Source organism: Pseudovibrio sp. Ad37 (assembly GCF_001623075.1).
In the GTDB taxonomy this organism is placed as follows: Bacteria; Pseudomonadota; Alphaproteobacteria; order Rhizobiales; family Stappiaceae; genus Pseudovibrio.
Genome location: NZ_LMCF01000020.1, coordinates 1 through 16,259, shown reverse-complemented (window position 1 = coordinate 16,259; position 16,259 = coordinate 1). Strand labels below are relative to the sequence as shown.

The window sequence follows — 16,259 nt, the reverse complement described above, 5'->3', positions numbered from 1 at the left end:
CGCTTCTCATCGTCACTCCAGCGCCGTCCTTGGCTTTCTATCATCATCAAAGTCCATGCAGATAAAACTACACGTACGATAGAGCAGCAAAGCTAGAATCGTCAGGTCGGGTTCGCCGGACGCTTACAATCGGCACGCCGCAAGAGATCTACAGCAAACCCGCCAACATGTACGTCGCCGGCTTCGTCGGCGCACCACCCATGAATTTCGTTGAAGTGGATCTCGTGAGGCAGGATGCTCAGCTCGGCGTCATCCTGCCAGCCGTCCTGAAAGGCGAGCCAAAAAACTACTTCCTCCCGCTCCCAGACTCAAAACAACTCGAAACACGCGAGAACACAAAAATCATCCTCGGCCTGCGCCCCGAAATGATCACCCACAACGCCTTCACCCAATCCACAAACCCAGAGATCGAATGCGACGTAGACCTCCTAGAACCCACCGGCGCCGACACCCTCTGCCTCATCCGCCTAGCCAACCACCCCGCCAAAGCCCGCGTCTCTCCTTTGTTCGCCTGCCAACCCGGCGAGAGCATGACCTTTGCCATCGACATGGGGAGAGTGTGTTTATTTGACGGGGAGAGTGAGGAATTGATTGGGTAGGTAACTTTAATGAGCGACATCACAATTAGATCGGAGCTTCGCCAACATGCATGAGCTCTAACCATGAGAGGCATATGTTCTCCGTGCATACTGTTAAGAAATAAACATGGAAAACAATTACAAATTACGGCGCAGGAAATACCAATATTATCAGACTGATAATGTATCGCAGGTCTGAGATTTTTCCTCTCATGTGTTCCTCAAAAGCATAGCGTTTTATTCTCCTCTCTATATCTGAAGTAAGCTTCAAGACCTTTATGATTGCAAGTCGCAATGCATAGTATAAAAGTTTCTAATTTAGGCAAAGAAATCATAATTCCTTCCGCTGTGTTAACAAGCGCTTCTATGAAGATCACATAATGTCTCTTATTCTCCCAAAGTGCACGCCAACTTAATGATGCACTCTCAACCCAATACCTCCCTGCTTCTCATTCTGGGGATGAAGGAAACAGGGAGGCTGGGTGGGAACTGGTTGTGGCTGGGGCTAGGCTGTTTCTGAGAGTTGGTCTTTTACGAGTTCGGTCCAGAAGCGGACGCCGGTCATGAGGATGTTGTCGTTGAAGTCGTAGAAAGGTTTGTGGAGGGCTGTGCCGCCTTTTTCGCCTACTTTTCCATTGCCCACGAGGATGTAGCAGCTTGGGACTTTCCGTTGCATGTAGGAAAAGTCCTCTGAGATTGTGAAGGGTGGCGCCTCGCCGTCTACGTTTTCTTCTCCAGCAATTGCTTTGGCAACGCGAACTGCAACAGCTGTTTCGTTGGGCGTGTTGATCGTGGAGAGGAATGTATTGTTGAACTTGTATTTGTACTCCACCCCAGCAGAAACACACTGACCGGCTGCTACTCTCTCAATGGCAGCTTCAATCTTTGCCAGTGCCTCATCAGTAAAGCAGCGGGTGTCGCCTTTGATGGTTGCGGATGAGGGAATAACGTTGGTTGTGCCATTGGTGGTGAACTCCGTTACAGAGATCACAGCTGGCTCGTGGATCGAACTCAGGTTGCGGCTGGTGACGGTCTGCAGAGCCAAAATGATTTGAGCGCCAACCACGATTGGGTCAGTCCCCATATGTGGCATTGCGGCATGGCCGCCTGTCGCGAGGATCTCAATTTCAAAGCCGCTTTCCGATGCCATGATCGAGCCCGGATTGGTTACGAAGTGCCTTTCTGGGACGCCCGGCAAGTTATGCATGGCATAAATGGCATCCATCTTGAAACGGTCAAACAGACCATCTTCGATCATTGCCTTAGCACCGACACCGTGCTCTTCACCCGGCTGAAAGATGAAATAGACTGTTCCATCGAAATTCTTATGCGTTGCTAGCTCATGGGCAGCACCAAGCAGCATGGTGGTGTGTCCGTCATGACCACACGCATGCATCATCCCATCGGTTTGAGATTTATAGGCGAAGTCATTTTCCTCGGTGATTTTGAGGGCGTCCATGTCTGCACGCAGGCCAATTGTGCGATCGCTATCACCACATTTGAGCACGCCAACCAAGCCGGTACGACCGATATTGCGGTGAACTTCAATGCCGAATTCTTCCAGCTTCTGGGCGATGAAATCGGATGTTTTCACTTCTTCAAAGCCAAATTCCGGCATTTGATGCAAGTGCTGACGCCACGCAATGACCTGTTCTTCGATTTTGCTCATTCAAGTTCCCTTACCTCCTTTAAGAAACTTACAAAGAGGCAGCCCTGGAACAACTGCCTCTTCGCTTTATTTGTTTTTATTCTGCTGCTTCTTTGATAGCTGGTGCTTTCTCACTGGCTTGCTTTTCATCCGCAAATTCTTCACGGAACATCTTGAATGTACTGATCATTGCTATGAAGAGCACAAACATCAATGGCAGCGCGAAAATCAAGCTGATGGACTGCAAAAGATCGATACCAGATTTTGTTGCCAGCATCAGTGTCAAAGCCATAGCACCCTGTGCAATGGTCCACATAACCTTCTGCTTATTGCTTGGGTTCAGGGAACCATCTTCACTCATGGAGCTGAGTGTGAAGGTTGAGCTGTTCATGGATGTGATGAAGCAGGTGAACAGAGCGATCACAACACCAATGGAGATGACGGTACCGAGTGGGAAGTCTTCCAGCACGATGAAGGTTGCAGCTTTAGAAGACGCTGCTGCAGCTTCCAACGCCTCCGGAGAGGCTTCAAGGCCAATTGTGCCGAAGAACGCAACCCAGAGGAAGATACCGAGGCATGGCAGGATCATGGACCCAAGGATGAACTCACGGACTGTCCGGCCTTTAGAGACACGGGCAATGAACGGACCAACAAATGGCGCCCAGGCAATTGCCCATGCGTAGTAGTAGATTGGCCAGCCTCCGATCCACGAGGTTTCTTTATCTGCAGCGAAGGTTGGCAACATTAACGCATCAGTAAAGAAGTCGTTCATGTAGTTACCCATTGTATCAAAGTAAACATTGATCATCTGGGTGGTTGGGCCAAGCGCTCCGACGAGTACAATCAAACCAACAAGAAGGTAGGCGTTGTAATCGGAAAGGATCTTGATGCCTTTTTCAAGGCCTGTGGTGGTGCACAGAATGGTGATTACTGTGATCGCAGCAACAAGGATGATTTTTGTCAGTGGGCCGTCCGGCGTGCCGATCAGGTAAGAGGAGCTGATGGACAGGGAAAGGCCAGTTTGACCAAGAGAGGTAGAGATACCTGCAATTGCGCCAAACACACAGACCAGATTGATCAGTTTGCCCCAGCCACCGTTTGCTTTATCACGGCCCCATGGGAGCAAAATGTTACTGATCAGGCCGCTTTCACCTTTACGGTACATCAGATAGCCGAGGATCAGACCAACCACAGAGAATGCTGCCCAGGCCTGAATGCCCTGGTGAATGAAGCTCTGCTTCATTGCAAACTCAGCTGCTGCAGGTGTTTGTGCAGCGATGCCGGTTGTCTCTAACGGGTTCATGTAGTGGTAAACTGGTTCTGCAACACCCCAGTAGAGCATTACTGTACCCATACCAGCGGAGAACAGCATCGCAATCCATGAGAAGGTGCTGAATTCTGGTCTGGAATCGTCCGCTCCGAAGCGGATATTGCCGTATTTACTGAAGGCGAAGAAGAACATCACCATAACATAGGCAAAGGAGCCTGCCATGTAGATCCAACCGAATTTTTCGGTCAGATACTTCATGGTGCTTACACCCACATTATACAGTTGATCCGGGAACAGGATGCCTGACAAAACCACGACAACAATGAATGTCATCGTGCTGGCAAAGAGCATCTTACCTTGTTTTAGTTGTTGTACAGCTTGGTTACTCATAACTCTCCCCTGAGTTAACCGCCACAGCGCTAAGGATAAACAATGCCGAAGCAATTTATCCTGACTGCATAGGAGGGAAGCCGTCTCCCTGCCCCGAGGGGACGGCTCATGCTTGTTATTTAATGATGATCATTTCCGGTGCAGCACGCTCGGTAAGCCACTCTGCACCGTCTTCTGTGATGACGATGTTTTCTTCATGAACCATCTGCTTTCCTGGAGCGTAGTTCATGCCTGGTTCCAAAGTCAGAACCATACCCGGCACAAGCAAAGTGTTGTCGGTTGCTGTGTGGGATGGGCGCTCTGTCAGCTCCATGCCAAGACCGTGGCCTATGCGACCTATATCGTTGCCAAGAGCACCGGCAGCTTCCAGGACACTCCACATTGCATTGTAGATGTCTGTAGTCGTGTTGCCTGGCTTGGCAGCTTCAAAGCCCTTGGTCGTTGCTTCCCATGTAGCGCGATATGCAGCAAGTGTCTCTTCACTTGCAGAGCCAAACGCCCAGTTGCGGTCAAAATCTGAGAAGTAGCCATCTCTGACTGCGCCTGTGTCGATAATGAGAACATCACCGTCATTCAATACGCGGTCCGTTGGGCCCATGATGATGCTGTCATATCCATCAGGGCCGGACCCTGCGATAATGTAAGGACACTCATCCGCACCTGCACTCAGCATATCAATTCTGAACTGCTTGCAGATTTCCCGCTCGGTCATTCCAGTTTTTGCGTAGTTTGGAATGAGGTCGAAGGCTTGATTGGTGATACGGCAGATTTGGCGGGTCTTGCTGATTTCAGCTGCGGATTTGATCTGGCGAAGATTGTGAATTGCAATCGCAACGTCAACAAATTCTGACTCAACCTTGTCACGTAGTTCCAGGAAGTTGTTTGTTGGCATACGCAGGTAGGATTCAATCCCGAGCGTCGCACCGACACGACCATACTTTTTAGGCAAATCATTCATGGCCTTGGCAACCAGAGAAATGCCATCGTCCTCAGGGCATGGTGATGCCCAGGTACGGATATCGTCGATCCATGTTGCCGCCATTCCAGTGGCGCCAATCTCTGGAATAACCCCGATTGGCTTGCCTTCAAGAGGCACAATCAGAAACCATGGACGTGTTGGACTGTGCCAAAACTGAGTGAAGAAACCAGAGAAGTAACGGACATTTGGTTCTGTCGTCAAAAGGACAGCGTCCACTTTTTGCTCATGCATCACCTTTTGCAGGCGTGCTGTGCGGCTTTCAAATTCTGAAACTTCAAAGCCCCTCAAAGAAAACTCTGACATGATGTGCTCCCGTTTTATGACAGAGTGGCCGGACCCGAAATTGCAAATTTGTGAACGCAAATGGGTTCAACCAACCTTTGAGTTACATATTTAATACAATATCATTTCAGTCAACAATATTAGACTGCAATAGGCGTTCATACATATATATTTCTGGATTTCCGTCCTCTTTAGTGGATAAAATATCAGTCCCATTACGCATTTCGGCTCAAAATTAGCATTTACAGTTAAATGAAGTGAACTTTTCATTGCAAACACCGGGAAACGTGGTTACCAACACAAGGAACCTATTACGTATTCAGGCGAGCTTTGAGAAAACAGCTATGATCAACCTCAATGACTTCACAAATGTAGAATGTCTCTTTGAAGATGATGATGATCGTCTTGCAAACTACTTTCGCATTGCAGAAACAGTCGCGGATTTGATCGGGCCACACTGTGAGGTTGTGGTGCATTCTCTCAAAAACCTGGAAACATCTGTTGCCAAGATCGTCAACGGACACATGACGGGTCGGACGATCGGGTCTCCCATAACAGACCTAGGTTTGAAGATGCTGCGGGTTTATCAGGAAACAGGCAATCTGACACCGAAAGCCTACTTCACGCATAATGCTGAGGGACAGCTGCTAAAATCAGCAACGACGATTATCCTTGGCGCTTCAGGCAAACCGATTGGTTTGTTCTGCCTGAACATCAATCTATCCCTGCCCTTCTCAGAGATCATCAGCACGTTCACTCCAGATGCTGCTGAGGTTGCAGAGAAAACAACACCAGAGCGCTTCAGCACCAACTCAACTGAGGTCATTTTGGGTGCCTTGGAACAGGCGATCAGAGATGTGGAGGCAGACCCATCGGTGACACAAAAAGCCAGCAACAAGGCTGTCACCAAACTGCTTCTTGAACGCGACATTTTCGAGTTCAAAGAAGCAACCGTGCTTGTGGCGGAAAAACTCGGGATCACGCGACATGCCATCTACAAGTACATCCGAGAATCAAAAACTCAGATCACTAGCAAAGAGTAAGTAAAATGAAAAAGTTAGTTGCTACAGAAAACGCTCCAGCTGCAATCGGACCGTATTCTCAGGGAACTGTTATAGAGAACCTCGTTTTCACCTCTGGTCAATTGCCGCTTGATCCAAAAACAATGGCATTCCCTGAAGGTGGTATCACCGAGCAGGCCAGAATGTCACTGGCCAACTTGAAGGCTGTGCTGGAAGAGGCTGGTGCTGGTATCGACAGCGTGGTGAAGACCACATGCTTCCTCGCTAAAATGGAAGATTTTGCAGCATTTAACGAAGTCTACACGGAAGTCTTTGGCACTGAAGGTGCGCCTGCACGTTCTTGCATTCAGGCAGGCCGTCTGCCGAAAGACGCGCTGGTTGAAGTCGAAGCAATCGCGTACGTCAAGTAAGCTGCACGACACAATTGTTGCTGCGCTCTTAGATTGAGTTCCCCCACTCTCTTCGAGCGCAGCTCTCCTCCCCCTGCCCAAGCTGTTGAAGAGATCAAGATGCTTAAGATACGCAGCAATCGTTTCCGCACAGGTGAAACCAGTCCACTGTTCACCACCCAGGTTGCAGAGAAAATACGTGAGTTTCATAGTCAGATTCAAGGCTATGAGCCAACTCCGCTCACCAGTCTTCCTGCCTTAGCTAAGGAACTGGGTGTGAAGGCGATTTACGTGAAGGATGAGTCTCATCGCTTCGGACTAAATGCCTTTAAGGTCCTGGGTGGCTCCTATGCCCTTGGCCGCTTGCTTGCGAAGAAGCTTGATCTCGATATTTCTGAGATCGACCTGCAGACTGTCTCTCAAAAATTTGAGCGCCCTATGGTCTTTACAACAGCAACTGCTGGCAACCATGGGACCGGTGTCGCATGGGCTGCGCGCGCTATGGGACAGAAAGCTGTTGTTTACATGCCCAAAGCTTCACCTCAGTCAGCTGTCGAGCGCATCCGGGGCTTAGGTGCCGACTGTATCGTGACCGATGTGAACTACGATGACACTGTTCGGCTGGCGAATAAAACAGCGGAAGAGAACGGCTGGGAGCTTGTTCAGGACACTGCCTGGGATGGTTATGAAGATATACCAACCTGGATCTCCCAGGGCTACATGACAATGGCTGGAGAAGCAGCTGACCAACTCGCCAAGCTGGAGGGTGCTCAACCAACTCACGTCATGCTTCAGGCTGGTGTCGGAGCCATGGCAGGCGGTGTTCTGGGCTATCTTGCAGATGCGTACGGACCTGAGAACTTTACCTCTGTAATCAGCGAGCCACGCGCTGCAGATTGCCTTTATCAATCTGTTACCAGCGAGAATGGTGAGATGACTGCGGTTGAGGGTGACCTGACCTCTATTATGGCTGGTCTGGCCTGCGGCGAACCAAATCCGATCACATGGCCAATCCTAAGAGACTGCGGCGATCACTTCATCTCAGCCACAGATAACATTGCCGCCACCGGCATGCGCATTCTTGGCAACCCACTCAAAGGGGATCCCGCGATCACAGGCGGCGAGTCCGGTGCTTTGAACATCGGCCTGCTTTACGCGATGAAGTCAAAAGCAGAGTACGCCGAACTGGCACAAAAAGCTGGTCTCAACGAAGAGAGTGTTGTGTTGATCTTCAACACCGAGGGCGACACCAATCCTGAACGTTACAGAAAAATCGTCTGGGAAGGCGCCTTGCCTCTTTAACCGTTTAAATTACCCAAACAGGGCCATTGCTCTGTTTGGGTCTGTCTTCAAAGCGCTGCGAGCACCAAAACCTCGATTTTGTAGTGAGGTTTCGCCATGCGGGCTTCGACGCAAACTCGTGTTGGGGCTGCATTGAGATCAGCGACCCACTCATCCCAGACGTTATTCATCCCATCATATTCACGCATGTCTGCCAGCCAAATCTGGACGGAAAACACGTTTTCACGAGTTGTCCCTGCCTCAGCAAGCAAACTGTCAACTTTTTCAAAAACGTCTTTTGACTGTTCGGTGATATCGCCCTCAACCAGCTGAGACACCTGACCTGCCAAGTGAACAACGTCATTGTGAATTGCGATTGCAGAAAAGCGCTTGGAACCGCCTAGTTTTTTGAGTTCTGAGCTCATTTTTACTCCAGTTTTCATCAGTCAGTGTGTTCATGTAAACACCTGATCTCTTGCATCGGATTTCTTGATTTTGAGATTTAGGAGCAACGGTTGGTTAGTCGCTGCCTGTCAAACCAGCTCCAGCTCCACGTAGGCGGGATGCTTCTGTCGCCGGAGCAAAGGTCCGCTGTGCAAATGCTCCAAGCCGCACCCAGCATGCATCCCCAACAACCGCTCGATGGATAGGTTTGCTTTGCGAGAGCATTTGTGCTGGCGCTGAACATTCAACTCGTTTCGCGTGAGAAGATAAAATTGCCTCAGAATTGCCCTGAACGCAGAGTTCCTTGCCGTTGGTCACCATGCGCGTACCTTCCCATTCCACAGCAACTGGCTGGCCAAGACGAAGGGCTGCACCCGATGCGAAAGGAACAACCAGCAACGGGTAGTCAACTTCCAGCATTGTTATGATATTGCCCAGCTCCATTTTGATCGCACAGTCACTCATCGCTGCGCCAGCAATCAGTGGGCTTAGCCTGCCCGCTGGAGCACGCCAGATGCCTTGAAGTGCCACTGGAGACAGATCAACCGCTGGCAGCCTGTCATTCAACTCTAAGAGTGAGACCAGCAAATCCGGTCCAGAAAATCCAAAGGACGCGAGCCAGCGCGTTCCTTTGGCAGCCTCCTCACACAAGCCCCATGGCAATCCGGCTCCACGAGAAGCGCGTTTGCACATCGCTTCAATTTCATTGAGAGAATAACTCATCTAGTTGCCCTCACGCAGTGCTGGATAGACCCAGAAATCATCGGTTTGTGACACCAACTCCTCCGGATAAGGCGCGTTCGCATACATGTTGATGCGCACCCAACGATCAGAGCGCGGATCGAATTGCACTGCACCGAAAAAGGCCAGTTTACATCTCAGCATATCGATAGGTAGGATATCGCTGGCGATCGTGTTGTCGCGGATTTCAGCATAGGGCGCTTGATTGACAATCTGAACGCGGCGGACGATGTGCCGGTATTCAGGATGCCTCAACAGAAACTGAGCGATGTTTTTGTCTTCTGGCCAGTGGCCCAGAGCATGATATAGCGCAGCTGCATCTCGCCCGGGCGCTAAAGGCTGCTCATATTCTTCAATCGGCTCTTCAAAGCGTTCACCCAGACGCGGCTCCAGCTTTTCCTCAGAGACGTACCAAGCCTTTGCTCTATTCTGCTGATCGCTCCAATCAATCTCCAACGCCCAGCCATAGACACGCTCGAGAACCCCTCGCAGATCACCAAGTGTCATTGCACCGGCTATGCGGAATGTTGGCGTGTTGTCAGCGGCCATGGTGTTTACCAGATCATCAACAAGGGCGCCATAAGGTTCCAGCATCAATGAAGTCAGACACTCCTGCCCTTCCAGAGACAGTTCTTTTTCTGCCCAGGCATTTAGCTGGTTCCAGGGATGGTCACTGGTTTCAGAGAGTGTTCCAGCTTGCTGCTGCAACACGACGAGATCACGCTTGAGCCCTTCAATCTTTTCAGACTGGACCTGATGGTCTGTTGTCCAGGACGCCGTCAATAAAATGCTGCGTTCCAGCAATTCACGAAAGAGCTCAATCTCATGTTTACTTGCCTGAGGGAGTGCGCGTACGCGTGCAGCCGCTTGTTCCCGCGCGGCAATCCAGTTGTTAAACAGCACAGGGTGATTGAGCAGAAACGGTGCCATACCCAGCCCGGTCGAGTTCCCAATACCCATAGACCGAGCGATAGCAGGATCTAACTTAACTGCTTTGCGTCCCCCCTTCATCCTCGCCATATGCTCGACAAGGTCGCGTACAAAAGCGCGTGTCAGAAAGACGGAAAGCATCTCCACTTGGAACGGACTTTGGAACTCAGGACGGTCCGCGATCATTTCGCGATCAGCCGCCCCAAACTTGCCGGACCCATAAACAGCAGTGGTGCGCATGAGATATCCGACGGCTTCGATCTTTTGGAGATCCGGCTGCTCTCCCTCGGCCAGAGCCGCCACGATGTGTTCCCACAAACGCGTTGAGCGGTTGGCGCGTGACAGCGACAGTTCAGTCTCACAAATGCGCCCAGCCTCTTGCAAGGGTACGCTGCGAGAAAGACGTTTGATGTCCTCAAAGGTCGGAATACCGTCAAAAAGAGTGAACGTTGCATCCCAGGCATCCGCGATCACGCGATCTGATCGTTTCTCAGCTGGCAGGTCATGCGAGAAGGCAACCAGAGAGTAGGTTCGATCCGGACCATGAGCGGAATAGACAGCATGCCCGACACCACTTTCATCAATATCAAAGACAGGTCGGTCAAATCGCCAGTTCTCATTCTGCATACGTCTTAAAAGAATACGCATGAAGGACAGGCGCGATTGATGGATTGAACCGAGCCGGCTCAACTTCATCACCTTATCTGGTGAACGCAGCTGGATTGCATCGGTTTCACAAACACTCATAATCATCTCATCCTCTGGACAATCCGAAGCTTAGATTGCCCGAGCTGTATTGGATATACGTGCTCGGGCAATTTGCTTAGCTGTCTCTTCCTTTCGCTATTGTGATGCGCAATGCATCCCAAAGTGACGGAATGAGTAGCAAGGATACTGGTACTGCAGTGATGACGATAAAGCTTTGCAACTTTGAGACGCCGCCAGACCCGACTGATATCAGGATTATTGCCATCATGCCCATTGCAATGCCCCAGAACACACGAACTGCCATAGATGGTGTACCGCTCTTGGACATAGTGACAGAGATGACGTAGGTCATGGAGTCACCCGTTGTGGCCACGAAAATCGTTGTCAAAACCAAGAAGAGGAGAGAGACAAAGAAGCCAAGCGGAAGCTGCTGTGTGATCGCCAAGAGTGCAGCTGGAAGGTTAAAGCCTTCAAAAGCAGTTGCGATGGAGCCAGCCTGCTGAAGTTCAAATGCAATTCCAGAACCGCCGACAATAGTGAACCAGAAGTTTGTGACAATGGGCGCGACAATAGACAGCATGATTACGATAGAGCGAATGGATCTGCCACGAGAGACCCGCGCGATGAACATAGCCATCAACGGCCCATATCCCATAAACCAGCCCCAGAAGAACACAGTCCACCAACCAAGCCAGCCCGGTTCTCCGAAGACACCAGCCTCACCGCGATAGAGCGCCATGCCGAAGAAGTTGCCAAGGTATGTTGCAAAGCCTGAAAAGAAGCTGTTGAAGATGAAGGCTGTAGGGCCCGCAAGCAAAACGAAGAGCAGCAAACCAGCAGCCAGAATGACATTCAGGCGGCTTAGAAGCTGGATACCTCTGGAGAGACCCGAGATGGCTGAAATCGTATAGATTGCCACCAGACCAACAATCACGACAGCTTGTGTTGTAAACCCATCTGGAATGCCGAACAAATCACTCAGACCGTAGCTAACCTGCAACCCAAGGAAACCAATCGGACCCACGGTTCCAGCAACAACAGCAATGATACTTGACGCATCTGCTATGAGGCCAATTGGACCGTTGATCGCTTTGTCACCGAATACCGGGTAAAGCAATGTCCGCGGGGCGAGTGGTAATCCCTTTTCATAGTGATAATGCATCAGCATGACGGTGCTCAATGAGCCAAGGATCGCCCAGGCCAAAAAGCCCCAATGCATAAAGCTTTGTGCCATGGCTGCATCCACGGCAGCCTCCGTGCCGGCTTCTGCACCAAACAGTGGAGGCGATGACAGGAAGTGTGCCATTGGCTCACCTGCAGCCCAAAAAACGCCACCACCTGCCAACAGGGTGCACATGATCATTGCGCCCCACTGGAAGACAGTAAACTCGGGCTTTGCAAGGTTGCCCATGATCGCCTTACCGCCCGGCAATACACAAAGGATCAAGCCCAGAAGAAACGTTGACAGAAGTAGTACCTGCCAAAACAAGCCGAAGTATGTTGCTGAAATATTGAAGCCCCAATCAACAAATGCCGATAATACATCGAGATTGATAAGTGCGACTAAGCAGAAGAGCACGATAAAGCCACCTGTAATCGCAAGCAGCGGCATATTGGTATCGTTCGTATCCTCTACAGATTGCTTGGTAATGTCCGTCATGTTTCCCTCCCTGGTGACGGCAATGCAGCATGTTCAGTTAAGCTGAACAGTTCTTCTTCAACTCCGATGGGGGTGAGTTAAGCAGCCTCTTTTCGGCTGGTGCTGCGTGAAAACTGCTTTCGTAAAAGCAGTACCAATTTCGGCCCATGATCCCTGCAATTTCCTCCTCATTGAAACCGACAGTTCGCAAACCTCTTTCAAGGTTGCCAAAATCTTTGTTGCTCTCGAACCATGTAGGCATTGGCGGGAAACCCGATGCGCTCGCCGAGCCCTCACCATAGTCCGTCTCTTTTGTCCAACGCCCCATGCGCATCCATTCCACGATGCTATCTGGCTGGTCCTGGCAAAGGTCAGAGCCTACTCCCAAATGCTGCGCACCAAACTTTTCTGCGGTCCGCGCAATCATCGTGCAGAAGCTTTCAAGCGTGCACGCCGATTTGTCTTTGAGGTGATGCGGATAAAGCGAGAAGCCCAGCATTCCGCCATTTTCTACGACAGCCCGAATGACATCATCTTTTTTGTTGCGCAGCGCAGGCGCCCAATCAAACGGATTGGCATGCGTGATTGCGATTGGCCTTTCAGAGTAATCCGCAGCCTCAATCGTTGACCGATCGGCAGAATGGCTCATATCCACAACAAGCCCGACCCGGTTCATCTCCCTGACAACCTGTTTGCCCATCCGGGTAAGGCCGGTATCTTCAGCTTCATAGCAACCTGTGGCAAGCAACGACTGGTTGTTGTATGTCAGCTGCATGAACCGCGCACCAAGGCGGTGCACAATCTCAACGAGGCCGATATCGTCTTCAATCGGGCTTGGGTTTTGGAACCCAAAGAGGATTGCTGTGCGGTTGGTTTCGCGTGCAACATCAATATCAGCGGCCACATAAGCGGGCATAATGAGGTCAGAGTATTGCTCAAACCAGCGGTTCCACTGCTCAAAATTGAGCACTGTCTCGCGAAAATTCTCATGATACGCGATCGTTACATGAACAGCGTCTAATCCCCCTGCCCGCATTTGCCGAAAGATTTTCTCAGACCAGTTGGCATATTGAAGGTTGTCGATCCACATCACACAGGAACTCCGGATGAGATGTAGGAGGTTTTGACGATGGTGTAGAAATCCTTCGCGTGGGAGCCCTGCTCTCGTGGGCCGTATGAGCTGTCTCCACGACCACCAAATGGAACGTGATAGTCAGTACCAGCTGTCGGCAGATTAACCATCACACACCCTGTACGCGCGTTTCTGCGGAAATGGGTTGCCTTTGCAAGGTTTTGCGTCACGATGCCTGATGTCAGTCCGAAATTGGTGTCATTAACGGTCGCGAGCGCTTCATCATAACTGCCAACCTTGATGACTGCCGCCAATGGAGCAAACATCTCTTCACGGTTGATTTTCATGGAATTGTTCGAGTTCAGGAAGACACCGGGAGACATATAGAAACCCTGTGTCGGCATCTCCAGACGTTGCCCACCACATGCGAGCTCAGCACCTTCGGACTTACCAAGCTCAACATAAGCCAGATTTTCGTTGAGTTGCTGCTCAGAAACGACCGGACCAATCTGAGTTCCCGTCTGCAATGCATGGCCAACCTTCATGGTTTTTGTGCCAGCAATGAGCTTCTCAACAAACGCATCATGAACGGCTTCGTGGACAACCAGACGGGAAGAAGCGGTGCACTTCTGCCCGGTTCCGCCAAACGCCCCTCCGATTGCTAAAGATACAGCCAGATCAAGGTCAGCATCATCCATGACTGCAAGAGCGTTTTTGGAGCCCATTTCCATCTGAACACGTGTGAAATTCTGAACAGCTGCTGATGCAATGCCGCGGCCAACCGGAACAGAACCCGTGAAGGAAATCGCATCGACCTTTGGGCTCTCAACCAAACGTTGACCAACGTCACGACCAGAGCCCATGACCAGTGAGAAGAGGCCTTTGGGTATGTCTTGCCGCTCAATAATCTCTGCCAGAGCGACAGCAGAAGCAGGCGTCAAATTTGCCGGTTTCCAGACAACAGCATTTCCAAATGCAAGCGCTGGTGCAATCTTCCAGGAAGCCGTTGCTGTTGGGAAGTTCCACGGAGAGATGATCGCAACAACGCCAACAGCTTCCCGACGGACATCAACCTCGATACCATCCCGCACAGAATCTGCATTTTCACCGATCTGACGCAGTGTTTCAGCTGCATAGTAGGTGAAGAACTGGCCCGCACGGTAGACTTCGCCCTTACCTTCGGCGAGAGGTTTACCTTCTTCACGAGAAAGCAGCGTGCCGAGTTCCTCTGCACGCGCCATCATCTCTGTACCAATCGCATTCAGCACGTTGTATTTGCGCTCAATGCCATAAGCGGCCCACTCCGCCTGAGCAATGCGTGCCTGATCTAAGGTCGTTTCCAACTGGTCAGCAGACGCCTGCGCAAATAAACCGACAAGATCACTCAGATCCGATGGGTTCCGGTTCTCAACTTCGCTTGTGCCAGCGGTCCAGTTTCCTGCAATGAGGTTCAGTTTTGTGTCGACCATGTGATCTGCTGCCTATTCACCCGTAGAATTACTGAGCAGACTATGGACACATGATTCAATTTCAGTCAAAATCAAACTTCTGTAACTTGCTTCAGGAAAATTGAAATGCAGATCAAAATTGAGATGCTTCGTTGCTTCGTTGCAGTTGCACGAACCGGCAACCTCAGTGATGCAGCTGAGGTTCTTGGGCGCACCCCCTCTGCACTCTCTATGATGCTAAAGCAGCTGGAAGAAAATCTGGGACAATCTTTGTTTGAGACCGATCGTAAGAACCGACTCTCAGCGCTTGGATCTTTCGTTCTGGAGCAGGCAGAGCGGGAACTTTATCAATTTGACGGCATGGTTCAGGACATTGTGAACTTCGCAAAAGCAAAAAGCGGAAAAGTGCGATTGGCTGCCGTCCCATCCGTTGCGAACACAATCATGCCTGAAGTCATCGCCCAATATCTCTCTGCGCGCCCAGACGTTCACATCGAGCTCCGAGATATGGATTCTGCATCCATCCTGCGCGAACTGGCAAAAGACCGGATTGATCTAGGGATTGCATCCACACAGGGGCACGCCACTTCATTTCACACTCAAACTCTCTTCTCAGATCGCTTTGGAATTCTTTGCCACAAGTCTTGTAAACTCTTGAAGTTAGGAGATAAGTTGCGTTGGTCTGACGTTCAAGACGAACGTCTGATTAGCAATAACCTCTCTCAGTCCATCCAAATTCCCGACTGCCAGCAACTTCATACAAACGCAGGACTAAAAGTTCACAACATCACATCTTTGATAGCCATGGTCCGCAGCAAGGTCGGCATTACGATCCTCCCCGAAACCACAGTACAGATGCTCAACTCAGAAGAAATCAGCTTCATCCCCCTGCCTGAAACCAACATACAACGCGAAATCCAACTCATCAGAAAATCCGACACCCCACCATCTCCGGCAGCACAAGAACTGGAGCAGGCGATTTTGATGTTTGTGAAGGAGAGAGGATGATTAATCTTGATACCTAGGGCTCGTCGCTCAAATTATCCAAGTTCGCTCATTAACAGCCGCAGCACACTGCAAAAGCTTAAACTTCGACTTAGAGACTCGTGTGCCAGGAGCAGAAAACAACAAGCAGAGGAACGATAATCCGAGCACTGAAGAAACTGGAATAAACATGTTATATCAGAGGCCAACGCGCGCATGGGTGCGGGCAAAACAATTTTGAAGAAAAGAGGGACAGCAGAGCACCAGTGGTCGCGCGGGACTCTTTAAGTAAGCATCGTTACAATGACAAAAACAACCGAAAGACATTGATCAGCCCCACTTGAGTGGTCCGGTTTGAAAGTTAGTGCATGACTGACCTTTGGTCTACTGGAATGATTACTTCAGGAGCCGGTGGGCGGAAGTTCAGCGCACTATGGGGGCGTTTGGTATTGTA

14 protein-coding genes are annotated in these 16,259 nt (G+C 50.5%); 5 read left to right on the top strand and 9 right to left on the bottom strand.

The window, feature by feature from the left end; translation table 11 throughout:
• The first annotated feature begins 167 nt into the window (after positions 1 to 167).
• Entirely contained in the window at positions 168 to 599 is a 432-nt protein-coding gene (locus tag PsAD37_RS05475; protein WP_208991715.1) for a TOBE domain-containing protein, read from the top strand.
• A 484-nt stretch (positions 600 to 1,083) separates the two neighbouring features.
• Here the strand turns inward: PsAD37_RS05475 and PsAD37_RS05470 are convergent, their stop codons facing one another.
• The 3 genes from PsAD37_RS05470 to PsAD37_RS05460 all read right to left on the bottom strand — a co-directional run bounded on the left by PsAD37_RS05470 (position 1,084) and on the right by PsAD37_RS05460 (position 5,168).
• The gene (locus tag PsAD37_RS05470) at positions 1,084 to 2,247 is read right to left on the bottom strand and encodes a M20 aminoacylase family protein (RefSeq protein ID WP_063295288.1); all 1,164 of its coding nucleotides are present in this window, start codon (positions 2,245 to 2,247) and stop codon (positions 1,084 to 1,086) included.
• 76 nt (positions 2,248 to 2,323) lie between these two features.
• Positions 2,324 to 3,886: a BCCT family transporter gene (locus PsAD37_RS05465; RefSeq protein ID WP_208991714.1), complete on the bottom strand. Its 1,563-nt coding sequence runs from the start codon at positions 3,884 to 3,886 to the stop codon at positions 2,324 to 2,326.
• Between the two features lie 115 nt (positions 3,887 to 4,001).
• Positions 4,002 to 5,168, bottom strand: a complete 1,167-nt coding sequence (locus PsAD37_RS05460) for a Xaa-Pro peptidase family protein (RefSeq protein WP_063295287.1) — start codon at positions 5,166 to 5,168, stop codon at positions 4,002 to 4,004.
• 323 nt (positions 5,169 to 5,491) lie between these two features.
• On the opposite strand from PsAD37_RS05460, the gene PsAD37_RS05455 reads away from it, so the two are divergent.
• The 3 genes from PsAD37_RS05455 to dpaL all read left to right on the top strand — a co-directional run bounded on the left by PsAD37_RS05455 (position 5,492) and on the right by dpaL (position 7,860).
• The gene (locus PsAD37_RS05455) at positions 5,492 to 6,190 is read left to right on the top strand and encodes a transcriptional regulator (protein WP_014283993.1); all 699 of its coding nucleotides are present in this window, start codon (positions 5,492 to 5,494) and stop codon (positions 6,188 to 6,190) included.
• 5 nt (positions 6,191 to 6,195) lie between these two features.
• Entirely contained in the window at positions 6,196 to 6,579 is a 384-nt protein-coding gene (locus PsAD37_RS05450; protein ID WP_063295286.1) for a RidA family protein, read from the top strand.
• 99 nt (positions 6,580 to 6,678) lie between these two features.
• Positions 6,679 to 7,860 carry a diaminopropionate ammonia-lyase gene (gene dpaL / locus PsAD37_RS05445; RefSeq protein ID WP_063295285.1) on the top strand — a complete coding sequence of 394 codons (1,182 nt, stop codon included), beginning with the start codon at positions 6,679 to 6,681 and terminating at the stop codon, positions 7,858 to 7,860.
• A 47-nt stretch (positions 7,861 to 7,907) separates the two neighbouring features.
• On the opposite strand, the gene PsAD37_RS05440 is transcribed toward dpaL, so the two are convergent.
• The 6 genes from PsAD37_RS05440 to PsAD37_RS05415 all read right to left on the bottom strand — a co-directional run bounded on the left by PsAD37_RS05440 (position 7,908) and on the right by PsAD37_RS05415 (position 14,842).
• Complete coding sequence (locus PsAD37_RS05440; RefSeq protein WP_063295284.1) at positions 7,908 to 8,264, bottom strand: RidA family protein; 357 nt, start codon at positions 8,262 to 8,264, stop codon at positions 7,908 to 7,910.
• A 94-nt stretch (positions 8,265 to 8,358) separates the two neighbouring features.
• Positions 8,359 to 9,006 (bottom strand): DUF3726 domain-containing protein, encoded by a 648-nt coding sequence (locus PsAD37_RS05435; protein ID WP_063295283.1) that lies wholly within the window; start codon positions 9,004 to 9,006, stop codon positions 8,359 to 8,361.
• A complete protein-coding gene (locus PsAD37_RS05430) occupies positions 9,007 to 10,701 on the bottom strand; it encodes a hypothetical protein (RefSeq protein WP_244272485.1) in 1,695 nt (564 codons plus the stop codon).
• Between the two features lie 76 nt (positions 10,702 to 10,777).
• Positions 10,778 to 12,322, bottom strand: coding sequence for a BCCT family transporter (locus tag PsAD37_RS05425; protein ID WP_063295281.1), 1,545 nt, complete (start codon positions 12,320 to 12,322; stop codon positions 10,778 to 10,780).
• Positions 12,323 to 12,359: 37 nt separating this feature from the next.
• Positions 12,360 to 13,391: a membrane dipeptidase gene (locus tag PsAD37_RS05420; protein ID WP_063295280.1), complete on the bottom strand. Its 1,032-nt coding sequence runs from the start codon at positions 13,389 to 13,391 to the stop codon at positions 12,360 to 12,362.
• Positions 13,391 to 14,842, bottom strand: coding sequence for an aldehyde dehydrogenase family protein (locus PsAD37_RS05415; protein WP_063295279.1), 1,452 nt, complete (start codon positions 14,840 to 14,842; stop codon positions 13,391 to 13,393). The genes PsAD37_RS05420 and PsAD37_RS05415 overlap by 1 nt, the downstream gene beginning before the upstream one ends.
• Before the next feature lie 105 nt (positions 14,843 to 14,947).
• Between PsAD37_RS05415 and PsAD37_RS05410 the strand changes: the two genes are divergently transcribed.
• Positions 14,948 to 15,829, top strand: a complete 882-nt coding sequence (locus PsAD37_RS05410; RefSeq protein WP_063295278.1) for a LysR family transcriptional regulator — start codon at positions 14,948 to 14,950, stop codon at positions 15,827 to 15,829.
• Positions 15,830 to 16,259: the final 430 nt, after the last annotated feature.